General features: G+C 33.7%; 20 protein-coding genes and 1 pseudogene. 16 read left to right on the plus strand and 5 right to left on the minus strand.

Annotation, left to right across the window (positions count from 1 at the left end):
* Nucleotides 1-4: 4 nt before the first annotated feature.
* Nucleotides 5-835, plus strand: coding sequence for a ParA family protein (locus LS73_RS00380; RefSeq protein ID WP_052089957.1), 831 nt, complete (start codon nucleotides 5-7; stop codon nucleotides 833-835).
* A 14-nt stretch (nucleotides 836-849) separates the two neighbouring features.
* Nucleotides 850-1,773, plus strand: a complete 924-nt coding sequence (locus LS73_RS00385) for a ParB/RepB/Spo0J family partition protein (protein WP_034559411.1) — start codon at nucleotides 850-852, stop codon at nucleotides 1,771-1,773.
* Between the two features lie 307 nt (nucleotides 1,774-2,080).
* Here LS73_RS00385 and recG read toward each other — a convergent pair whose 3' ends face one another.
* Nucleotides 2,081-3,919, minus strand: a complete 1,839-nt coding sequence (recG, locus tag LS73_RS00390; protein ID WP_052089955.1) for an ATP-dependent DNA helicase RecG — start codon at nucleotides 3,917-3,919, stop codon at nucleotides 2,081-2,083.
* A 124-nt stretch (nucleotides 3,920-4,043) separates the two neighbouring features.
* On the opposite strand from recG, the gene LS73_RS00395 reads away from it, so the two are divergent.
* The 10 genes from LS73_RS00395 to LS73_RS00440 all read left to right on the plus strand — a co-directional run bounded on the left by LS73_RS00395 (nucleotide 4,044) and on the right by LS73_RS00440 (nucleotide 13,723).
* Nucleotides 4,044-5,060, plus strand: a complete 1,017-nt coding sequence (locus tag LS73_RS00395) for a glycosyltransferase family 9 protein (RefSeq protein ID WP_233708824.1) — start codon at nucleotides 4,044-4,046, stop codon at nucleotides 5,058-5,060.
* Nucleotides 5,061-5,202: 142 nt separating this feature from the next.
* Entirely contained in the window at nucleotides 5,203-6,063 is an 861-nt protein-coding gene (locus LS73_RS00400) for a P-loop NTPase (protein WP_034559407.1), read from the plus strand.
* A gap of 48 nt (nucleotides 6,064-6,111) precedes the next feature.
* On the plus strand, nucleotides 6,112-6,423 hold the full coding sequence (locus tag LS73_RS00405) for a hypothetical protein (RefSeq protein WP_034559405.1): 312 nt from the start codon (nucleotides 6,112-6,114) through the stop codon (nucleotides 6,421-6,423).
* Nucleotides 6,424-6,450: 27 nt separating this feature from the next.
* The gene (locus LS73_RS00410) at nucleotides 6,451-7,173 is read left to right on the plus strand and encodes an RNA polymerase sigma factor FliA (protein ID WP_034559403.1); all 723 of its coding nucleotides are present in this window, start codon (nucleotides 6,451-6,453) and stop codon (nucleotides 7,171-7,173) included.
* The gene (fliM, locus tag LS73_RS00415) at nucleotides 7,166-8,236 is read left to right on the plus strand and encodes a flagellar motor switch protein FliM (protein WP_034559401.1); all 1,071 of its coding nucleotides are present in this window, start codon (nucleotides 7,166-7,168) and stop codon (nucleotides 8,234-8,236) included. The genes LS73_RS00410 and fliM overlap by 8 nt, the downstream gene beginning before the upstream one ends.
* Nucleotides 8,229-9,068, plus strand: coding sequence for a flagellar motor switch protein FliY (fliY, locus tag LS73_RS00420; RefSeq protein ID WP_034559399.1), 840 nt, complete (start codon nucleotides 8,229-8,231; stop codon nucleotides 9,066-9,068). Before fliM ends, fliY begins: the two co-directional genes overlap by 8 nt.
* Before the next feature lie 156 nt (nucleotides 9,069-9,224).
* Complete coding sequence (locus LS73_RS00425) at nucleotides 9,225-10,112, plus strand: EamA family transporter (RefSeq protein WP_034559396.1); 888 nt, start codon at nucleotides 9,225-9,227, stop codon at nucleotides 10,110-10,112.
* 28 nt (nucleotides 10,113-10,140) lie between these two features.
* Nucleotides 10,141-11,379 (plus strand): flagellar hook assembly protein FlgD, encoded by a 1,239-nt coding sequence (flgD, locus tag LS73_RS00430; RefSeq protein WP_081955664.1) that lies wholly within the window; start codon nucleotides 10,141-10,143, stop codon nucleotides 11,377-11,379.
* A gap of 32 nt (nucleotides 11,380-11,411) precedes the next feature.
* Nucleotides 11,412-12,569, plus strand: a complete 1,158-nt coding sequence (locus LS73_RS00435; RefSeq protein WP_034559395.1) for a glycosyltransferase — start codon at nucleotides 11,412-11,414, stop codon at nucleotides 12,567-12,569.
* 98 nt (nucleotides 12,570-12,667) lie between these two features.
* Nucleotides 12,668-13,723: a radical SAM/SPASM domain-containing protein gene (locus tag LS73_RS00440; RefSeq protein WP_052089954.1), complete on the plus strand. Its 1,056-nt coding sequence runs from the start codon at nucleotides 12,668-12,670 to the stop codon at nucleotides 13,721-13,723.
* Between the two features lie 97 nt (nucleotides 13,724-13,820).
* On the opposite strand, the gene LS73_RS00445 is transcribed toward LS73_RS00440, so the two are convergent.
* The 4 genes from LS73_RS00445 to LS73_RS00460 all read right to left on the minus strand — a co-directional run bounded on the left by LS73_RS00445 (nucleotide 13,821) and on the right by LS73_RS00460 (nucleotide 21,885).
* Nucleotides 13,821-16,889, minus strand: coding sequence for an efflux RND transporter permease subunit (locus LS73_RS00445; protein ID WP_034559394.1), 3,069 nt, complete (start codon nucleotides 16,887-16,889; stop codon nucleotides 13,821-13,823).
* Nucleotides 16,879-17,988: an efflux RND transporter periplasmic adaptor subunit gene (locus LS73_RS00450; RefSeq protein WP_233708823.1), complete on the minus strand. Its 1,110-nt coding sequence runs from the start codon at nucleotides 17,986-17,988 to the stop codon at nucleotides 16,879-16,881. The genes LS73_RS00445 and LS73_RS00450 overlap by 11 nt, the downstream gene beginning before the upstream one ends.
* A gap of 9 nt (nucleotides 17,989-17,997) precedes the next feature.
* Nucleotides 17,998-19,515 (minus strand): TolC family protein, encoded by a 1,518-nt coding sequence (locus LS73_RS10020; RefSeq protein ID WP_034559698.1) that lies wholly within the window; start codon nucleotides 19,513-19,515, stop codon nucleotides 17,998-18,000.
* Between the two features lie 63 nt (nucleotides 19,516-19,578).
* A complete protein-coding gene (locus tag LS73_RS00460) occupies nucleotides 19,579-21,885 on the minus strand; it encodes a metallophosphoesterase (RefSeq protein WP_052090002.1) in 2,307 nt (768 codons plus the stop codon).
* Between the two features lie 87 nt (nucleotides 21,886-21,972).
* Here LS73_RS00460 and LS73_RS00465 point away from each other — a divergent pair, with 87 nt between their 5' ends.
* From LS73_RS00465 to LS73_RS10035, 4 genes and pseudogenes are all read left to right on the plus strand, one after another.
* Complete coding sequence (locus LS73_RS00465; RefSeq protein WP_034559700.1) at nucleotides 21,973-23,004, plus strand: type I glyceraldehyde-3-phosphate dehydrogenase; 1,032 nt, start codon at nucleotides 21,973-21,975, stop codon at nucleotides 23,002-23,004.
* A gap of 38 nt (nucleotides 23,005-23,042) precedes the next feature.
* On the plus strand, nucleotides 23,043-23,516 hold the full coding sequence (locus tag LS73_RS10025; RefSeq protein WP_236097210.1) for a hypothetical protein: 474 nt from the start codon (nucleotides 23,043-23,045) through the stop codon (nucleotides 23,514-23,516).
* Nucleotides 23,517-23,545: 29 nt separating this feature from the next.
* Nucleotides 23,546-23,674, plus strand: a pseudogene (locus LS73_RS10030) (hypothetical protein); the annotation flags it as partial.
* A gap of 3 nt (nucleotides 23,675-23,677) precedes the next feature.
* On the plus strand, nucleotides 23,678-23,935 hold the full coding sequence (locus LS73_RS10035) for a hypothetical protein (protein WP_236097211.1): 258 nt from the start codon (nucleotides 23,678-23,680) through the stop codon (nucleotides 23,933-23,935).
* Nucleotides 23,936-23,947: the final 12 nt, after the last annotated feature.

The following is a 23,947-nucleotide window of genomic DNA, read 5'->3' on the forward strand; positions in this document are numbered from 1 at the left end:
ATAAATGAGTGAAATTATCTGCATAGCAAGTCAAAAGGGTGGTGTTGGCAAAACAACAACAGCCATAAATCTTTCCGCCTCGCTAGCCTTGCTTGATAAGAAGGTGCTTCTTATTGATTTTGATCCACAGTCAAATGCAACTGTTAGTCTTGGTATAAACCGCAGAGATATTACAGAATCTAGCATGTTGATAGTTATGAGCGGACGCAAAAATATCAAAGACATTATTCAAAAGACATGCGTAAAAAACCTCTTCATTGCACCAACAGACCAGAATCTAACGGGTGTAGAATCTGAATTTTATAGTCAAAAAAAAATTATGCTTCCCAATCGTATAGAAGAAATTCGAAGAGAATATGATTTTATTATCATAGATACCGCCCCAACATTAGGACCTCTTACAATCAATCCGCTGACTGCTTCAAACTCTGTAATAGTAACCGTGCAATGCGAGTATTTTGCCCTTGATGGCATGGCACAACTTTTATCTACTATAAAGGCTTTGCAAAGGACAAATAATCCTAAACTTCAAATTCGTGGCTTTCTGCCTACTATGTATTCTACTCAAAATAATCTTTCCAAAGAAGTTTTAGATGATTTAACTCGAAGTGTAAGGGCTAATTTCTTTCAAGATGACGAGGGTTATATTGTCATTCCTAGAAATATCAGACTAGCAGAGTCGCCTAGCCACAAAAAGCCAATATGCCAATATGACAAAAAATCAGCAGGGAATCTAGCGTATATGCGTTTAGCTAGAGCCATTATTAACAAGAAAGTGCAAAAACCTATCTTAGATATGGAATCTAATGAGCAAATCAATCCTTTAAGTCACTGACATAGAGAGTTTGCATGGCAAAGAAGAGGGCATTAAAGAGTGGACTAGATGAGCTGTTAATAGATATAGATGGTGTGTATCAAGGGGTTTATGAAACTATTGAGTCTCAAAAGATTCGAAGTATTCATGTCAATGATATACTAACAAATCCAAATCAGCCTAGAAGAATCTTTGATGAAAATAAATTAAGCGAGTTAGCTCAATCTATAAAGAATCATGGCTTACTCCAGCCAATCCTAGTAGTGCAAAATCCTAACACAGAAAATATCACTTATACATTATTAGCAGGTGAACGTAGACTTCGAGCTGTTAAGATGGCTGGCATGGAGGAAGTCCAAGCTATTATTCTTGATTATGAACAACATAAGCTGCGAGAAATGGCACTGATTGAAAATATTCAAAGAGAGGATCTAAATCCAATAGAGTTAGCTATTTGTTATCAAGCTTTAATTGATGAGCATAATATCACTCATGAGGAATTGGCACAAAGGATATGTAAATCTCGCTCACAAATCACTAATACATTACGCCTACTTGACTTAAGCGAGCAAACACAAGATCTAATATTAAAAAATGAGATCACACAAGGGCATGCTAAAGTGTTGGTTGGCTTGGAAGAAGCAGATGAAGAAAAGATTATTCAATCCATACTAGGACAAAAGTTAAGTGTTCGTGAAACAGAAATGTTAGTAAAAAAGTTTAAGAAGAAAAGACATAATCCAAGTGCAAATATTCCTAGTAAAGCCAATGTTTTAGATTCTAATGCTTTGCAAAATCATGCTAAATTGTCGCAGGTAGATATAGGATTACTTAAGCAGTTGCAACAAATACTGACTGATTATGATATATCTTCCCATATCAGTGCGTCATCAATCACACTTACATTTCATAATAGTGAATCGTTGCAAAATCTCATACAAACATTAAAGACTAAATAATTATAAGATTTTTTGACTAGCTAATTGTCATATTTTAGACGAAACGTTTCGTCATTCTTCATCAGTCCTTAGGTTTGGTGAAGAATCTCTATTAATGATATGTTTATGCCTGTGGTAATTTGGTAACTCAAAGCTCTCGCATAGCTAGGCTCAATATGACAATAGAGTTATAACAGTTGGATGTTTTTCGCAGTGCGCATTTGAGTGCTCACTATTTTGCATCGAACTAAAGCTTTAACATGACATTGCTAAATAATTTTGTTTTTGAATCTGGCTTATAGCGGTTTTATAATTTCAACATAACAGCCTAGTTGTTAGTATTTTTAATAGAATCTAATCTTTGTTTTGCTTCTTGCAATATCTTTATATCATCTTTTATACTAAAGTAATTGAAGTTATCTCCACTTTGTGCAATCCCATCAAGTAGGTCTCCGCTATTGCGATAGTGCAAATCAAGTTCAGCTATATCAAATCCGCTTAATGTTTGTGAGAATCTTCTTAGACGTTCATTATTAGTATCGTTGGTATATAGATAGCAATATCCCTTAGCCCCATTGCGACTAACTCTACCTCGCAATTGATGCAAGCTTGCTAGCCCTAATCTTTCTGCGCCTACAATTACAATTATTGTAAGTCTAGGCAATGAAATTCCTACTTCTATCATTGTTGTAGCAAGTAAGATAGCCCCGCTTGTTTGTCTAAACTGCTCTAGCACCTCTTCCTTATCCTTATCCTTTCCATAGGTGCTAAATACATGGTTAAAATTCTTTTCCCAATATCCTTTGGCTTCATTTAGCGGCATGTATGGAATATTGCCTCTCTTTGCTATATAGTTTGAAATCCCATCTGTTACGCCTTCATTGATTTTTGGATAAATGATTGCTACCTGATTATTTAGTGCTATTTCTTCTTTGATTCTAGCAATTAGCACGGAAAACCCACTTTTATCAATGATATATGTAGTAATATCCTTTTTAAAGGGCAGATCTTTTATAAAGGAAAAATCTAACATATTGTTTTGTAGCATTGCCATTGTGCGCGGTATTGGAGTAGCAGAGAATTGCAAATTATGAGGCTTCTTAGTGTTAGTGGCACTTTTTGATTCTAACATTTTCTCAAGCTTTGTCCTCACAGATGTGCCAAATCTGTGTTGCTCATCAGTCATCACTAGCGCAAACTCGCTAAAATCAGACTCCTTATATAAAATAGCCTGCGTTCCAATAATAAAATCTGCATTTATATCGCTTTTCTTGCTATTGCTAGAAGTTATGCAAATAATTTTAATATAGCTTGGGAGGTATTTCCTTGCTTCGCTATATATTTGCTCTGCTAAAATGCTAGTTGGTGTCATTAGAATTGACTTTTGTGGATAAGCTAGGATTACACTAGCAAGGATTACCATAGTTTTGCCACAGCCCACATCACCCATAATTACTCGCCTAGCAGCTATATTTGAGCTTAAGTCCATTGCTATGTCATTAATGGCGTTTTGTTGTGCCTTTGTGAGAGAAAAGGGGAGATTTTTACTAAAGTCATGCAAGTTTCCATTGCATTGGAATTTGGATTGGAATCTTATTTTTTTGCTCCTTAGTCTCTCAATATATAAGAATATCTCTATGAATTTTATGGCTTTTATATGGTTAGGGGGCATGGAATTGGCTATATTATACTCCTTGAAGAACTTTATATCTGGGTGAAATATCTCATAGATATACTTGGCGTAATTCTCACCTATGTTTGTGGCAAGTAGAGATTCTATGGAAATATATTTTTGAAGGCTATTGAGGTTTATTCCACGTGTCTTGAATATAATTTTAATAGTGTTAATTTCTGTTACTATCTTTGGGTTGATTAGAATCTTATTATGTGCATTTTTTGATTCTGTTTGAATGCTTCCATATACAAAGAGCTTGTTGCCAATTCGGAATTTTTCATAATGATATGAACGATAATGAAATATAACTATCTTAATAGCTTCATTGAATGCGATGGCTTTAGCATTAATAATTAGGGCTTTTTGGGTTTTTATACTCATAATCTCGATTTCTAATGCTCCACATTCTCCTAGTCTTAATGATTCTATAAGATAAGTAGAGAAATATCCCTTGGGAATATTGTCTAGGCAGTATGCAAGCAAAGAGCGCATAATTTCTCCTGTTGTAGTAATTCGATTAGGTATTTTACTTTATTCATGAGCTTAAGATACTAAGCATTGATTTATGTATTGAATAGTAATGTGTTAGAATCTATTGATATTGCTAGGGATGTTTATGGGTATTATGAGTATTGGATTTTATAGAGCAGGATTAATAGGCGATAATGTGGTCGCTTTGCATGGAATCTATGCTACGAAATTTCTCTATCCTAATAGCAAATTGGTAGTATATACGAATACATTTGGAATAAACCTATATAGCCAATTTGATTTTATCGATTATCTTGTAAATGTTGAATCTCTTAGCGATTCTGAATTAATTGAAAATATAAATTCATATATGTTTAGTTGCTTTATCTTAACCCAACCAAACAGATCAAAATCCAAGCTTTTATTAAATACAAACTGCGGAAGGATTATTACATTCTTAACTCTTTGGAATCTAACAAAGCCGAGATTTGAAGGCATCTTTATGTCTCGTAATTTTAACAATACTCCACAATATCAAAGAATCTTGAATCTAGTATATAGGATTAATCCCTCGCATTATAAGGAACACTACAAGAATATAGATTTTTCTGCCATAAGGTTAACTAGCAATTCAAATAATAAGGCAAAGATTGCGCAATTTTTATTAGAATCAAAACTAGATTCTAAGCCCTTAGTTATTATTAACCCATTTGTTCGTAGCACTCACTGCAATCTTAGCATTGATGGATATTGCTCACTTATTGCTACTCTATCATCTATGTATCCAAACATAGCTATAGTAATTCCTACATATAAGGGCAATGAAGATATATCATCTAATCTAGCCAAACTAGATAATGTAGCTATATTTTGTAATGATTCCGATTTGCTAAATATCGTAGCTTTGCTAGAATCTAGCTCCTTGCTAATTAGCCCTAGCACAGGTATAAGTCATATTGCTAATAATTTAGAAGTCCCTATGATTTGGCTATGTAGCAGGAGGGATAAATGTCTTTGGCGTGGTGATCATATGGATTTAGATTTTTTTATTGTGTTAAGGCAAACATCAAATAAAATGAGTAAAGCAAGTGAAAACATCTATATTTCGCTTATTATAGACAAGTTTTCAAAGCTTATTAATGATATTTCCAAAAAACACTAAAGTATTTTATGTTGTTTTTTTGGTAAAATCCAATCATAATAATTGTTTAAATTGGTATGATTGCTAGGATATTGCAGTTGTAGATTTTTAACCATGTAATACCATGATACCTTGCAATCAAGGATTATGCGTAAGGAATATTATGATAGATAATCAGGCAAAAAAATTGGAATCTATGATATATAATAGGGCTAATACTAAATATATAGCTATTACTTCGGGCAAAGGTGGAGTGGGAAAGTCTACGATTAGTGCAAATTTAGCGTATAAGCTCAATAAGCTCGGATTTAAAGTTGGTGTATTTGATGCAGATATTGGATTAGCAAATCTTGATTTAATATTTGGAATTAAAACTGATAAAAATATATTACATGCCCTAAAGGGAGAAGTTGGGATTGATGAAGTTATTTATGAAATTGAGCCAAATTTATATTTGATTCCAGGTGATAGCGGAGAAGAGATTCTAAAATATGCTAATAATAACTTAGTAGAAAACTTCATTAATGATAGCAATGTTTTAGATACGCTTGATTTTTTACTAATTGATACAGGGGCTGGTATTGGTGCATTAAATCAAGCTACTTTGCAAGCCGCTGAACATATTATTGTAATAACTATGCCAGATCCATCAGCTATAACAGATGCTTATGCAACAATTAAATTAAACTCGCATACAAAGAATCAAATCTTCATGATTATTAATATGTGCAAAAATCAAAAAGAAGCTTTAGCAGTATTTGAAAGAATGGAAAATATTACAAAAAGACATATACCAAATCTAGCTCTAAAATATCTTGGCGGATTAGAAAATAATATAGCTGTTAATAAGGCTACAAGGAATCGAGCTTTAATCTCAAAGGTTGAGCCATTAAATCCAGTATCCATTGGAATTGGTGATATTGCTGCACTTTTAGCAAGTGAAATCACTGATATGGAACATAATATGCTTTTAGAGTCTAAAGGCTTTAAAAGTTTTTTTAAGCGTATGCTAGGCTATTTATAGATTCTATTAAGGATATGAATCTCAACTTTACATTCACAAAGGATTGTTATGTTAAAGCAGGATAATTATCTAAGTTTTGCTATTGTGGTAGGATTTTTCCTTGGTTTGATGATAGGTGTTGCTAAGTTTGAGGAACCAGAACTCATGATTTTGTGGACAATATTATCTACTATGGGTATCTATCTAATCATTACAGTAGCAATTTCGTGTTTTTATCTTTTTATGGATTGCAATGGCGAGAAACTTCATAGAGAAAAGTTAGAAGAAAGCCTTGAGCATTATCGCAAAGAATTTGATAAAAAAGAGCGAGAAGTGCAAAATATTCGCTCCTTTATTAAGGGTTTGCGAAGCACTGATTAACACTCAAGTTAAGAATAAAGGAAGCCCATGCAACAGGCACTAAATGCGACTCTTAAGGGGCAAAGTAGCTATAATCAATATTTAAAGAATTCACAAGATGAGCTAGCTTTGCAGTATTTACCCGCAGTCAAAGCTATGGCTTTTAGACTAAAAGAGAGATTGCCTAGCTCAATTGATATGAACGATCTAGTATCCATTGGCACAGAGGAGCTTGTAAAGCTTGCTAGGAGATATGACGTAAATAAAAATGACTCTTTTTGGGGTTATGCTAGGACTCGCGTGAATGGTGCAATGTTAGATTATTTAAGAACTCTTGATATTGTTTCTAGGAGTTCTAGGAAACTAATTAAAGCTATTGAAGCCGAGACTTCTCGTTATTTCAATGAATTTGAAGAAGAACCAAGTGATGAATATCTCTCAAAAGTTCTAAATGAAGATGTGGAGAAGATTCATCAAGCAAGGTTTGTTAGTGATGTATATTCTGTTGTCCCATTAGACGAACAATTTAATGTGCTAGAAGATCATGACATCTTGCAGTATTGTGAGCACAAAGAGCTAATGGGGCTAATTCAAAAAGTTTTGTCAAAACTTTCAGAAAGAGAACAACTAATTATACAGTTGTATTATTTAGAAGAATTGAGCTTAGCAGAGATTAGCGAAATCCTAGATATAACAGAATCTAGAATTTCCCAAATATCAAAGGAAGTAATTAAAAAAATTAGAAAAGAGATAGGAGAGGTAAATGGCTAAGATTCTAAGTCAAGAAGAGATAGACTCTTTATTAAATGTAGTTGATGAAGATGGCGCAGTAGATGATGCTGGGCAGACAGATATCACTCCTGAAAAGCAAGTTATAGTTTATGATTTCCGCCGTCCAAATAGAGTAAGTAGGGAGCAGTTAAGAAGCTTTCGTTCTATACATGACAAAATGGCTAGGAATTTGTCTAATCAGATTTCTGCAATTATGCGCTCTATTGTTGAAATTCAACTTCATAGCGTTGATCAAATGACTTATGGCGAATTTTTGATGAGTTTACCAACTCCTACTAGCTTTAATGTTTTCTCTATGAAGCCAATGGATGGTGCTGGTGTTTTGGAGATTAACCCAAGCATTGCATTTCCTATGATTGATAGATTGCTTGGTGGTAGAGGAGACCAGTATGATGATACAAGGGAGTTTTCTAATATAGAGCTTAACCTTTTAGATACTATCTTGCGTCAGATTATGCAAAATCTAAAGGAATCTTGGGCAGCTGTTGCAGAAATTTTCCCTAGCATTGATGCAAAGGAATCAAGCCCAAATGTAGTGCAAATCGTTGCTCAGAATGAAGTTGTTGTTATGGTTGTTATGGAGATTGTTATTGGACATAGTAGCGGAATGATGAATATTTGTTATCCAGTTATTTCATTAGAAACAATCCTTAGTAGGTTAGCTAGCAGAGACTTGATGATGAGTGAGACAAGTGGGAAGAAGTCAAGAAACAGGGAGTTGCAAGCATTAATAGGTGGTGCTGATGTTCATATTGCTGCTATGCTTGGTGGGACTAACCTAAGCCTTAGTGAGATTTTGGATTTGAAAGTTGGTGACGTTATTATGCTTGATAGAGTAGCTGATGATACTGTTCATGTCAATGTTGATGGTAGGGAAAAGTATAGAGCAAGGATAGGTTTGCAGAGATTCAGAAAAACTATACAAATTTTAGATGAAATCAAAACAGAAAAAGACCAAGTCAAAGAAGTTATAGAGATGCTTGAAGCTCAAAGGAAGAGCAAAGTAATAGATGTTCAAGACGAAGGACTTAGTAATGAATGATTTTATAGAGCTGTTTATACAAGAGGTTATCGCTACTATTGATGGCATGATGGGGAGGAGCGCGACAGTTACACATAAAGAAGATGGTGATGTTTCTGATGATTTGCTATCCACACCTTTTGGCAAGGTAGTAGTTAATATATCATTAGATGGATCAAGTGTTGGTTCTTTAGCCTTTATCATGCCAGAAGTCCTAGCTACTGCTTTACCTGATTTAATGATGGGAGGAGAAGGCGATACAGGCAAGGATATGATGGATGATGATGACAAAGATGGATTGAAGGAAGTATTTCAATCTATCACAGGTGCTCTAGCCACTGCGTTAGGAGGACATGAGAAATTACCTCATTTTAGCTTTAGTATTGCAAGTGTTGATAATGTAGAATCAGGTGGTGCTTTAAGCGATTATGATAAAGCTTCACATTTTGATATTACTATAGATTCTGTTGAATCTAAATTTATATTACTAACCAAGAATGATTTATTATCTCATTCTAAACAGAGTTCAAATGAAGTTGCTGCAACTGCTGCTTCTAATAACAAAGATATGAGCTTAAGCACTAAGGAAATGCGAAATATCAGCATGTTGCTTGATATTGGTTTAAGTGTTAAGGTTCGCATTGGTCAAAAAAGAATGCTATTAAAAGATGTTATATCTATGGATATTGGCAGTGTTGTAGAGTTAAATCAGTTAGCAAGCGATCCTCTTGAGATTTTAGTTAATGATAAGGTTATTGCTAAGGGTGAGGTTGTAGTTGTAGATGGTAACTTTGCTGTGCAAATTACAGAGATAGGCACAAAGAAAGAGCGGTTAGATAGCATTAGGGGATAATTTATCAATTAAATATTTAACTTATTTTCTAACTAGGTTAGATGGATTTTCCATGTTAAACCTTGTTAGACCCTTTAGCTAAGTTGTTTATTTATTTTAGAACTTATAATTTTTGATCTTAGATACAAAATACAAATTGTATAGCAAAGGGTAGGTATGAGATACTTAATTATTGTAACATGTATTTGGGCATTTTCGTTTCCACTTATTGGGCATTTTATAGCTAGGGAAGTAGATATTTATTTTGCCATTATTATGAGGTTTGGTTTAGCATTATTGGTCTTTTTGCCATTTACTCGCTTTGTAAATGTGCAAAATGCCTTGCGTTTAAAGCTTATGGGCATTGGTGCCATACAAATTGGAATTATGTATCTTTTTTACTATGCTTCCTTTGGATATTTAAGTCCATCTGAGGTAGCATTATTCACAATTTTTACACCATTTTATGTTAGCTTATTTTATGATATTTGTGCTAGGAGATTTCGCTCATTTTATCTTGTTAGTATATGTATAGCCGTTTTTGGAGCATTTATTATTCGTAGCGGAAATGTAGATTCTGACTTTTTGGTTGGATTTCTGCTTGTGCAAGGGGCAAATGTGTGTTTTGGAGCTGGACAAAGTTTATACAAAGCACTAATAGAGCAGTATAATAAGTCAAATCCAACACTAAAGCAACAAGATGTTTTTGGATATTTTTATATTGGTGCATTGATTGTAGGATCTGTGAGTTTTATATGTTCTGGCAATATAGAGCGAATGCCTACAACTTACACACAATGGGCTATACTTGTATATCTTGGTATAGTTGCTTCTGGGCTTGGATATTTCCTTTGGAATAAGGGTGCTAGTATGGCTGATAGTGGGATATTGGCTATTATGAACAATGCAGTTATACCGGCTACTATTGTGGTCGACTTGTTGCTATTTGGTAGCAACAATGATATAACAAAGCTATTATTAGGAGCAACGATTATAATAATATCTCTATTAATACATTATAGAATTATTAAATTTTATCAAGGAACGCAAAATGCTTTAACTTAACTAGCATATAAGACTTTAAGGATAAAGCATGGCAATAGATCTAGCAGAGGTAACAGGAGCAACAGCCTCAAGGGAGAATAAAAGAGAAAGCGAAAAAATCGCAAATGGTCTTGATAAGGACGCGTTTATGAAGTTGTTTTTAGAACAGCTAAAAAATCAAGATCCAACATCACCTATGGAAACTGACAAAATCATTACGCAAACTGCACAGCTTACGCAAGTAGAAATGCAAGAAGAAAACAAAAGAACCATGAAAGAGGTGGCTCAAGCTATGAAAGCCTCCCAAGACACCAATAAATCTTTGCAAGAATTTCAAAAGGAAATTAAAAAATCCCTTGAAATATTAAATATTGGTATGGAAGAGAATACCCACGCCACAACACAAGGGGCTCGTGCTAATACATTGAATGCTATTAGTATGATTGGTAAAATAGCTGAAACCGATATTATGGGGTTGAATGTAACAGGTAGCGGTGAAAATCGCTTTAGCCTTTATTTTGATAATAAAATAGACTCTAATAAGGGGACCCCCGTTGTTGAGATTCTAAATAGTAATAATGAGGTTGTGCGGACTCTATCCTTAAAGGATAGAGACGGACAGCAAGGGTATATAGAATTTAGATGGGACGGTAAGGATTCCGAAGGTAATATGGTAGATATAGGTAGCTATCAAGTTAAGGCGCATTACAACTTGGATCCAATTACAAAGCAATATGATGAAACTAGAATAGGTAGAGGTGAGGTGCAAAGCATAATTTATGATAAAGGTGTCCCTCTTATGCGTTTAGGTGATCATATTGTGCCTGTGCAAAGTGCTCTAGAGTTTTATCCTCGTGGCGAATCTCATAATAAATCTATAGAATCTATTAAGCAGGAAGCCTCTAAAGCTATGAGCAACTATAATGACGACTTTCAGACAGAATCTCTAAGCGATAGGTATCAAAAAGTCATAAGCGATCGTGAAGCTAAATTGGTAAACAATGAAGAGTTAGACAATGAAGACTCATTGGCTCTAAAGGAGCAGGCAAGATTAGATGAGCTCAAAGCACAAGAAAGAAAAAAATATGAGAAAATGCTAGATAGTGCGGAAAAGGGTAAGCAACTAGACCAAGAACAACTAGATAAACTTTCTAAGCCGCTAGCACAATCTAATGAAAATTCTAATAGCCTAAGTTCGCTTTTACAATCAGGTAAAAGTATGGCAAAATCTCCCTCTAATATGGTAGGAGATTCTAGCTTTGATAATTCTGTGAACGTTGCAAGCTAATTTTTAATTTTTGTATAATCAATGATTAAGTAATGCGGACTAAAGACACTAAGATATTTATCACTCTAAAAGATATTACAGAATCTGGCGGCGGCGAGAGGGTATGCGTAAATCTTGCTAATGCCTTGCAAGAAATTGGCTTTGATATTAGCATTATTAGCTTCTATCACTCAAATACAAAGCCTATTTACCAATTGAATGAGGACATAGAGATAATCTACTTAACAAAAGGGAATATTAGTAAAAATTTTGTCTTTAAGGCTTTTTATAAGATAATTTATAGATTCTATCTTAGTCTTAAGACTTGCTCCATCATTGCAAAGGCTAAAATTTCAATTAAACAAAAATCTTATTCTAAGATAAGGGTTATAGCAAATGATGGGCTATTTATCCCATTACTTAAGCTTAAGGACATGGCAGTATTGCGGATTTGGCATATGAGAGCACCTATTAAAGAGCGTAAAATATTACGACTTTTTGATATGTTAATCGTTCTTTCACAAAAGGAGTTATATATTTGGGAAAATTATCATAGCAACATTAGAGTAATTCCAAATTTTATTTCAACTAACCTTATACAATATTCCAATGATTATGAATTGCGCAAATCATTAGCACAACCAAGCAATCATAAAAAAACAATATTATCTATTGGTAGTATGGGAAGAGGTGATATAAAGGGATTTTTTAGATTAATTGATATAGCTAAGATTCTAAAAGATATTTGCGTTAATAAATTTCCTAGACTTTTGCATAATTGGGAATGGGTAATAATTGGTAATGGCGAATTAAAGGGAGATTATCAAAAAAAGATACAACAACTAGAACTTGAGGATTTTGTGCGTATGGAAGATTTTAGAAATGATATAGAATCAAGCTATAAGTCAAGCGATATTTATGCTTTAACAAGTCATTCAGAGGGCTTTTCTATGGTGTTACTTGAGGCAAGTATATTTGGTGTTGCCTGTATATCTTTTGATATTGCTAGCGGTCCAAGCGATATTGTGTTGCATGATAAAAGCGGCTATCTAATCAAAGATAATGATTTGCAAGATTTTGCACTTAAGACTTTTAATCTAATGCAAGATGATTTGTTGAGAAAATGTATGGGCAATTGTGCTAGGCAGTATGTAGTAGACAAATTTAGCAAAGAAAAAATTATGCCTCTATGGCTTAGCGCGTTAGAGTAGTTAGATCTATATTGTGGCTGGTTTGAGATGAATTCTTTTTTATCTAGTTTGAAGTTTGTGCTAGTATTTAAGCCTCAAATCTAATTTTGATTCTAATTATGAAGCAATTTCAAAGAGTATATATAGAGATTACTGATTATTGTGGGCTTAGTTGTGCCTTTTGTCCTAGTTCTTCGCGACTCTATAATCAATATAAAACAAGAGCAATTGCCGCTCAAACATCATTAATATTCAAATCCCAAAAGCTAAGTCTAGCAACTTCTTTTTCTTTACAGTCAATTAGTACACCACAAAATTCTATGAAGTTAATCAATGTAAGCTCAAATATCAAAGCCAGATTTCCATATCGTGGAGTAATGCCTATAGATATGTTTGAATCAATATGCGCACAAATTTATAATAAAACTCGCAGAGTATGTCTGCATTTGCTAGGCGACCCTCTAAGCGTGCGAAATCTTGATGAATATGTGGCAATTTTAGGTAGATATAAATTACGAGTAGATTTGGTTACAACAGGGCTATTTTTAAGTAAGAGTCATTTTGACATGCTAATTGGTTTGCCGTTTGTGCAAGTATCATTCTCGCTTAGCGCGTTTTTTGCGAATCAATCTAAACTTAATAAAACACATTTGATAAGAATCCTTGAATTTTGTCGCTATAAAGTTAGTAAGAATTCGCCTATTTTTATTAATTTGCGTTTGCATAGCAACGATATTAGTCAAAATTCTAAAGCCCTTAATGATATGCTTAGAGAAATATCTGTATTTTTTAGAATTAAGCCTAATCAAATAGAAAGCATGCTTCCAAATGGCAAGGTGCGACTTGCAAATAAAGTTTTACTTGTTCCTAAGCAATCTTTTGAATGGAAGCTAAATAATTATAGTATAGATCGAAATGAATTGGTTAAAAGAGAGCATAGCAAGTATGGAGTAAGATTTTGTCATGGTGCGCATGAGCAAATTGGAATCTTAAGCAATGGCAATGTTGTGCCTTGCTGCATTGACTATGATGGCAATGCTAGCTTTGGATGTATCAAGGACATAAGTCTTAATGAGATTCTTAACTCAAGTAAGTTTATAGAGTTTAAAAATAAGCTAGAGCTTGGTATGCCTGCTAGTAAACTCTGTCAAAGTTGTGGCTATGTAAAGCGATAGTTTGGGCTAAATCTTTAAATGAAACTCTAAGTTATGCCAAATTTGTTCTCTTTTTGATTCTAGCCTAATTAAATCTCTAGCTAAATTATTAGGTATTTTAGTCTTGTGAGATAATCTTAAATTTACTTGCAATCATTTTGAATGTTGGGGGAAGTATTAGCAATGTCAATGCGCTAGATGTTACTAATCCTCCAAGAACAACAATTGCCAATGGCCTTTGCACCTCGCTACCAACTCCACCGCCAATAAGCATTGGGACAAGTCCAAGGGCTGCAATGCTAGCAGTCATTAGCACAGGACGCAAGCGTCTCTTTGCACCCATCTCAACAGCATCTGATATACTATGTCCTTGCTTTATTAAATGAACAAAGTATCCTACCATAACAAGCCCATTTAACACAGCAATACCAAATAGAGCGATAAACCCGACACTAGCTGGAACTGAAAAGTATTCGCCTGATATATATAGAGAAACAAGTCCTCCTGTAACTGCAAATGGAATGTTTAATAAAATCATAAATGCAAGCGTTATAGAGCGGAATGTAAAAAATAATATAAAAAATATTACTAATATGCTTAGTGGTATAACAGTGGCAAAGCGAGCATTTGCTCTTTGCTGATTCTCAAACTGCCCGCCATAAGTTATAGTGTAGCCTTCAGGTAATTTAACTTCTGCAGAGATTCTTGCCATTGCCTCATCTACGAATCCACCCAAGTCTCTATCTTCGACATTGCTTCTAACAACCCCTACGCGACTACTTTGTTCTCGCATAATGCTAATTGGACCATCGACATCTTTAATATCTGCTATGGAATTAATTGGCACGACAAGATCATCTTCACTACTAAGCTCTAAGCTTTTAAATCTAGAGACACTGTTGGCTATATCTGAATGCTGCCTAATGATAACAGGTGTTCTAGCAAAGCCTTGTGGAATGTAATCAACAAATAATCCTTCTAGTGAGCTTTTTAAAAATTTAGAAAACTCTTCAACGCCAATATTTGCCCTTGCCATTTTTTCCCTTTGTGGTGTTATGTATAAATAATTTACACCTTTGTTTAGCGCAGTGTAAACTTCTTTGTTTCCTTGTATGCTTTTTAGAATTTCAGCTATCTGTGTGCTAATGTTATTTAGTTCGTCAATATCAGATCCAAAAATTTTAATCGCTAAATCACCACGTACGCCTGTTACCATTTCGCTAATTCGCATATCTATTGGTTGTGTTATAATGAATGTAGTTCCTTTGAAGTCTTTTACAGAATCATGTATCTTATCTATTATTTCTTTCTTGCTTTCTGATTCCCACTCTTCTTCTGGTTTTAAGATAATAAATGAATCTGATTGATAGAGTCCAGCTAAATCAAGTCCTAATTCATCTGCTCCAGCACGTGTAATGATTGTCTTAATATCTGGAACAGAATCCATAATTTGTTTTGTTATTCTAAGCAAAATATCACGAGATTCTTTAAGCGATGTTGATGGTGTAGTCTCAATGGTTAATACAATATCTCCTTCATCTAGGGTTGGCATAAATGCTCTACCAATATGTGGAAATAATGAAAAAGTAAAAACCAAGAAAATAATAGAAGCAATGATTACTGTGCGCCCATTATTTAAACAAAAACGAAGCATTGGGTAATATACATACTCAATAGCTCGAATTAATAATGTTTCTTTGTGTGGTTTTACCTTTAGCACTAATGAGCACATAACAGGAATAATTGTGATAGATAGCACAAGAGAGCCAATTAGGGCATAGACTATTGTCTCTCCAAGTGGGACAAACATTTTACCTTCTAACCCTTCTAATGTTAGAATTGGGACAAAGAATACAATAATTATGACGATTCCGCTTACCACAGATGGTGCTATTTCCTTTGAAGCACGATAAATTGTATGAATCTTAGTTAAATTCTTTTCATGGCTTAGCCTTTCAAATGCGTTTTCTACCACCACTACAGCAGAATCAACTAGGATTCCTACAGCAATAATTAGCCCTCCTAAACTCATCAAATTTGCACTTAATCCATTTTTCTCCATTAGCACAAATGCTACTGATAGTGCTAAAGGCAATATCACGCTAACAGCCACAGCAGCGCGTAAATCTCCTAAGAATAAAAATAATACAATAATAATAAGAATGATAGCTTCAGCAAGCACTTTTATTACAGAGTCAACAGCCTTTTGTGTCAAATCACTTCGATTATAAAAAGTATTAATTATCACATCATTAGGTAGATTAGCTTTGATTTCATTAAGCTTTTTTTCTACGGCTTTTATAGTATCCCTAGAATTTGATCCACGTAATCCTAGTACGATTCCCTCAGTGGTTTCATACTTACCATCTATGGTTACAAATCCAAGTCTTGTTCTATAATTTTCTATAACTTCAGCAAAGTCTTTGATTCTTACATAGCCATTTGGCGTAGACATTGATATATTTTCTATATCTTTAATATCCCTTGCTGCGCTTTCTATCTTAACTAAATACATTTCTCCGGGACGATTTATTATGCCTGCGCCATCATTTTTTAGATTTTCGCGCAAGACAGATTCTAAATCGGAGATGGAAATCCCAAGCTTTGCCATATCATGAAAATCTGGAATTACTACATAAGCTTTAGCTTGTCCACCATAGCTACTTACATCAGCTACCCCTTTAATACTTCTTAAAGCAGGTCGAATGGTGAAGTCAAGGAGTTGACGCTTTTGCATTTCTGATATGTTGCCTTCAATTGTAAACATATACATATCGCTAAGAGGAGTTACTATTGGAGCAAGTCCACCTGTAACACCAGCTGGCAACTCGGGCATAGCTGTTATTAGTCTTTCATTTACCATTTGCCGAGCTATATTCATATTTACAGAATCTTCGAAATTGATAGTTATATCTGCTATTGCAAACTTGCTTATACTACGGAGGGAAGTTTGCCCTTGTAAGCCTAATAGCTCCAACTCTAAAGGTCGCACAACTCTATTTTCTACTTCTTCAGGAGATGCACCTGGCATTTTCATAATGATTTTTACTTGTGTAGAGCTTACATCTGGAAATGCATCTATTGGTATGCGCACAAAGCTAAATACACCATAAGCAAGTAAAAGACATGCAAGAATTGTAACAATTATCCTCTGTCTTAATGAGAATTCAATAATTTTAGTGAGCATTGCCACCGCCTGATTCTTCTCCTAAGCCGTTCATAATCCCTTTTAGAAATATGAGACCGCCTTTTGCTATCTTTGTGCCTACTTTTAACCCTTTACCTTGGACAACTGATTCTGTATTTCTATCCTCAATGATTAATATGCTAGTTGGTTGGAATCCACTCTTTGTTTTTATAAATACAATATAATCATCATCAAATTTTATCCAACAATCATCTGGCACTATCACATAACCACTACCAACATCACCAGCTACATAAATTTCTATAATTTCACCTACTTTTAGATTCCTTGCTTCCACACGGGCAACTGCGCTAATAGTATTTGTTTGATAATCAACAACATCTGAAATACTATCAATAATGCCAATATTATTGCCATTCTCATCAAACACATTAAAGCCTTTCTGCACACTCTTAATATTATTTTGAGGGACTCTTATGCGCAATAGCACGCTATCATTATTTGGCTTTGCAATTCTAATATATGGTGTAAAGGCTGGAATCTTCTCTCCAATTTGCTTTGGAGCTACACTAAGCTTACCATCTCCAGTAGCACGCACAACGAATCCATACTGTCCACGTGGATTATCAGGATTGATTCCAAAAAGACTAAATGAAGATCGAATTTCATTCATTTTTAATCGTAGTTCATTCATATTTAAGTAACTAGTTTGATATGCACGTTGTGAAATTACCCCTTGTCGCAAAAGTTCTTTATCCTTGCGCTCTACTTCTTGTGCAATTTGGAATCTGCTAGTGGTATTTTGCAAGGAGAAATATAATTCGCTTAAGCTGTTAGAGCTAATTTCTACAATTGATTCTCCCTTTTTTACGCTTTCTCCTGCTCTCTTATAAAGATTGACTACAACTACTTCTAGACTTGAGTTTTGTGTATATCCATCTCTATCGTCAAAATCCACTACAGCAGAAAAAGAAACGCCTTTGCTAGATGAAGCATTTTTAACAGTGAATGTACCTATATTCATAGCCTTGATTTCAGAATCTTTTAACTCTATAGAATCATAGTCTTCTGCTATCAATGCTCTCATATATAGAAGCATTGTGAATATAACTATAAAGCTTTTATGTATTATCTTCATTGTTTTCCTTTAGTCTATTTTTGTAAAACTCTCACCTAGTGTCTCTTCCAAAAGTGCCACTAAATCAATATATTTGATCTGTGAGTTGACAAGTTCTATTTGGGAATCTACAAAGGCATTTTGTTGTGTGATATACTCAAAAAGTGTTACTTGTTGTGCCTCGTAGCCTAGTCGATTTAGCTCTGCTAAGTATTGCTTTACTTGTGTATTTTTCTCTGCTAAGTTAATATATTCTCTTTGTAAACTTAGCTCTTGTAGGTATGCCTTTGCTTTGATTGCTATTTGCTTTTTAGTAATAGCCTGTCTTGCTAAAGTGCCTGATTCCAATGACATGTATTTTGCTTTCAAATAAGATTGCTTTTTTGTAATAGGAAGAGGAACAGATACTTGAAATGCTGGATTATATGATGATAATGAATAATTAACTCCTGCTCCGATTTCTAGAGAATCCCAATGATTCCTGCCTTCATATTTACCCATATATTGATGTTGCTTGATTTGTAAATCTAAAATCTCTGTGTAAAGAGAATTTACTAGCTTATCTTCTAGATTATTTATATTAGTTGATATATAACTGAACTCTAAATCCTTTATGATGATGTCATTTGTGCTTATATTTGTTGTATTGCTATTGTTAGGACTATTATTTATGTTACTTGAATCATTATTATCTTGGTTAAATGTGGGCACATTATAACCTTGCAGGGACATTATATTTAACAATGGGTTTCTATCTACTTTATCATCTGCTTTTTTGACATTAGATGAATTGCTAGCCATATTGTTGATATTTGTTTTTGGTGCATTTGCATTTTGTTTTGCAATTGTGGAATCCTTTTTAGTGTTAGATTCATTTGAATTAAAATTCGAAATATATGACCTATTGTCTAATCCCAATATTATAAATATTGACTTTTGTAGCTCTAATAGCTCGTTTCTCACTGAAATAGTGGCAAGTGTAGAATCAATATATGCAGATTCAAAGCTTACGAAGTCCTTTTGGCTAATGCTCCCGCCATCTAGTCTTTTTTTAGCAATGCTTAATAGATTCAAAAAATTCTCTTCTCTTTTTAGATAGTATTTGTATTTTTCCTTTGTTGCTATGTATGTGAGATAGATTCTCTTTAATCCTATAAAATTCACATTGCGCAAAAGTTTTCTTGTTATGAGATATTCTTGATTCTTACTATTCAAACTCTCTTTTAGCAATGGATTGACCCACCAGAGTTTAGGTTTGATGAGTAATATAGCATTAAACTCACCACCTATAGAACCATTCTCGTTTGTGGTATTGCCATCTGTTTGTATAAGTGGATATTGCCAAGCCAGATTTGATTTACCCTCTGCTAACATGCTCTCAAATTGAGCCTTATTTTCTATTATATCTATTGAGTTTTGTTCTATGGCGTTTACAATATCTTGTATTGTAAACGTTTGCGCTATGCCTTGTGTAGCTAAAGTCCCTATAAATATCCCATAGCCTAGGATTTTCATGGTATAGATACGAAGAAATCTTAAGATTTCCAACTTTACTCCTTTTAATTCTGCTTAAGGATTTTATTATATAAACATTAATCTTAACCGATTTTTCTAATTAGTATTTATATTGTAGATAAAATCCAAGAATAGACTCCATATATGCGATATATCTTTTTTCAATAAATCACTTTTATCTTTCATTTTCTCGATGAACCAAAAATAAAATATTTCTCTAAGAGGTGTATTTATCCACACTAGTTTTTCAATACAACCATGAAGTGCCCATATTCCTAAGATATTCTCTATTGCTTGATATTCATTTGATATAAATGAGCGAAAATTATATATATTTTTGCTACTGTCAATGGCTATTATATTCCAAAATAAAAATGGTTGTGTTTTTATAATGCTGGAGAATTCTCCTAATGCCTTTAATAGATATAAGTCTTCTCTAATCTTGTTAGGAATTTTTACTAGATTGCTAGGATTGATGTATGTGGATTTAGATTCCATAGAATTTTCTATATTTTTGCATTCATTGGAATCTTCATGCTTCAAAGGCTTTTTAAGACTTTTAATAAGTTTTTGTTTGCTTTGCAGCATAATAGCAAATTGCCTTAATTCTTGCGCCGAGTTTATGATTGCTATTTGTGTTATGCAATCTATTTGTAGTAGGTTTGCTATCTTTTGCAAACTTTTATAGCTTGCCTCTTTTGTTTCTATCTCGTTAGCAAAAATATTTATTAAACAATAACTCTTCTCCACACCAAGCTCTAAGCAAAAGCTCCTAGTTCCAAGCTCTTCTTGAAGTAGTGAGATAATTTCTTCTTTATTAGATTCATTAAGTATTATATTTTTTGGAATCTCTTTTGAGATAGATAAACCACTTTTTATTACTATGTAGTAAAAACACTCATCATAATAGCTTATGAAATGTTTTTGTGCTATTTTACTAGCTAGAATTGTGATTGGGTATTTGATTTGATTGTCATTTTGCAAACTTTGTGATGTAAAATATGTATTATTCTTGCCTCGTGCAAAAATCTTCCAAGTCTCTGTATCAACGATATATGGTTCAAATGCACAAGCAACATTTATCTTACTATTTATTGGACTAAACGATACTAAGTAGCCTATGTATATCTTGCTTATATAATCGTTCCTTTGCATACTTTCAAACTCTTTTTGCAGTAAATCCCTATTCTTCCTATAATTTGGATTCATAAAATGTTTATTAGCAATGCTTACTTCATGGAATCCGCTTTTATCAAGCTCTAAAGCGCGAAGAAATCCTCCTTTTTCTACTTTTGCCTCTAAGACATAATTCCTATCATATAAGTTTGCAGGTAAATCCTCTCTGTTTCTATGCCCAAAGACTTGGTATTGATTCTTATTTGTGTTTGACGCAAATGATTTTGCAATATTTAAGGTTTGCATATATGTGCCTGTGCCATAAATAAACTCTGATGCGCTAATTATTGCCAGCTTATCTGGAATATTTGGTAATCCTCCATGTGTGCAAAGGATATATTTATCATGGAACTTATAGTATAGGTTTGGCTTTAGTGTTAGGCATAAATTCTTCACAATCTCCTTTGGTATGCCGTGCTTTTCTATCTGGGTTTGTGTATTTAATCGAAATTCTCTAGAGCTAGATTCCCTATTATGCACCCAATTCCAAAGATGACGCTCGTGATTGCCCTCTAATATACAAACATTATGATTATTCATAATTTTAATTAAAAAATTCAAGACTTCATGGTTTTGTAGCCCTCTGTCAATATAATCACCAAGGAAGATATAAAAGCAATCATCTCTTATATTGCCTAGATATTCTTTTAGCACTGAAAAGCTACCATGAATATCTCCTATGTGATAAATCCTTTTGTATTTGCTTAAATCCTTTGGTTTTGTTGCTAGGAGAGAGTTAATATCATCTGGTTTTATTGTTTCGTAGGGTATTGGAATCTTTGTATTTAATAGCTTATCATAAAGACTTAGAATCTCTTCATCTGTATAGTGATAGTATTCTAAGGGATTTTGTAGTTTCATTTCCTTATTCCTGGCTTTAATCTCGCTTAAAGGGACATGGCTAAAATCCACTATAATTATTTTATATCGATGAGCTTTTGCTAATTGTTGATAGTTGCTAAAGAAAGATTGAGTTATATGTAGATTTTCAATTATTGTAAAGTCGCCGTTTTCCATGCGCCATTTAAGTAATTCAAATATCATATTAGATTGGATTCTTTGATGTGGATAGTGGAAATAATATCTACCTGATATATCTAATCTTGGAGATTGGGCTGCGTTTGATATTTTTTTGAAATCTATTGTATAGTGATGTAGATTATGCTTTTTTATCCATGTGGTTTTTCCACAAAGAGGCATGCCCCTAGTTAATAGTAAGTATCTCAAATCCCACTCCTTAATAAATGCTCAATTACTGTAATTATTCTATCAGATTTTGGATATAATGCCCCAATCTTTAGCTTGGAAGCGTATATGACATTAGGAATTAATGGCTTAGGGAGAATGGGTCGGACGATTTTACGTTTAGCATTGCAAAGAGGACATACAATTAAAATTCTTAACGACATTGCAAAGTGGGAGATTCTATGTTATTTAATAAACTTTGATAGCTCACATGGTGTCTTAGACAATCAATACGAATTTTTATTAGAGAGTAATGATTGTGCATTGCATATCATGCCTAAGCACAAAAATACCAATAGCACTAATAAAGCTATAGGGCAATATATACATCTAAGTAATGAGCCTAGCCCAGAAAGTATAAAATGTGATGTAGATGTTATGATAGAATCTAGTGGTAAGTTTTTAGATTCTAATTCTCTCTCTTGCTATCTTCACAATGGAGCAAAGAAAGTTATTTTGTCTGCTCCGTCAAAAGATTGTATACCAACATTTGTGTTAGGTGTAAATTCTAGCGAGTATAGTGGACAAAAAATTATTTCTAATGCCTCTTGCACTACTAACTGTATAGCTCCAATATGTCATATCTTAGATATGCACTATGGTATAGATAAGGCTTTAATGACTACAGTGCATAGCTATACAAATGATCAAAGCCTACTAGATAATGCGCATAGATATGATAAGAGACGCTCTCGTTCTGCACCAAATAATATTATTCCAACAAGCACAGGTGCTGCTATTGGGTTAAAAAGTGTTTTGCCTAATATGGCGGATAAGATTCATGGTCAAAGTCTAAGAGTTCCTGTAGCTGATGTGTCTATGGCTGATTTATCTTTTTATATGAGCAAAGAAGTAAGACTTGATGATATACATAAACTTTTGGAATCTTATGCTATGGATTCTATGATGGGAATCCTTAGTATTGATACAAAACATAGAGTAAGCAGTGATTTTATAGGTAGCTCTTATAGTAGTATAGTGGCAAAAGATTTAAGCATACAAGTTGGCAAGCTTGTAAAAATTATGTCATGGTATGATAATGAGAGTGGCTATGCTAATAGAATCTTAGATATGGCAGAGTTTATTCACAACTTTGGCTAATTGATTTAAGAAACTTATAAGGATTAATCATAGAGGCGATGAAAAATAAGATTATTAGAGAAATCAAAAGACCTTTTAGGCAGCTAATTACCAAATGTGGGTTTGGAAAACCTACACGCATGAGCGATAACGAAATAAACCATGATAAAGAACTTTATACAAAGCTGAATAATGATCCTAGATTTGAAATACGAAGCGAATATGAATGGATCTGCAGAGATGATAAATATGCAGAGAATGGCAGCATAATGGATAGTTCGTATTTTATTCAAGATATTTGGGGAGCTAGAAAAGTTTTCTTAAACAAGCCTAAGATACATTATGATGTAGGTTCGCTTGTTGTAGGTTTTATAGCTCATTTATTGAGTATGAATCAAAGAGTGGTTCTAATTGATGTTAGAGCTATGAATAATGATTTTGATACTGATTTTATCAATAATTATAGACATGGCTTGTCTAATACAGGGGGGGGGGGGGTATTAGCTATATCCAATCAGATGCCACCCACTTAAATAATCTAGCTAGCAATAGTATAGAATCAATCTCTGCGCTATGCAGTGTTGAGCATTTTGGCTTAGGTAGATATGGAGATCCAATAAATCCTAGCGCATGGAAAGATGCTTTGCTCTCATTCCAAAGAGTTTTACAGCCAAATGGAAGGTTATACTTTAGTGTGCCTGTTAGCAAAACCAATAAGCTATGCTTTAATGCACATAGAGTTTTTCATCCCCAAACCATTATAGAAGTTCTTGATTACATGCAAGTCCTTGAAGTTAGCTTTATTAAAGGATTTGATACACAAGTTTATATGGAGTATAGAGATGGAGAACTTTTTGTTTATGATTCTATCTTTGATTCATTGTCGGATAAAAGTAAAGATTATGTTGTAGGTTTATTTGAGTTCCGTAAAAAGCCTAGCATTTTGCAGTAAATAGAGGTAGAT

Origin of the sequence: Helicobacter muridarum (assembly GCF_000765805.2) — a bacterium.
Lineage (GTDB): Bacteria > Campylobacterota > Campylobacteria > Campylobacterales > Helicobacteraceae > Helicobacter_A > Helicobacter_A muridarum.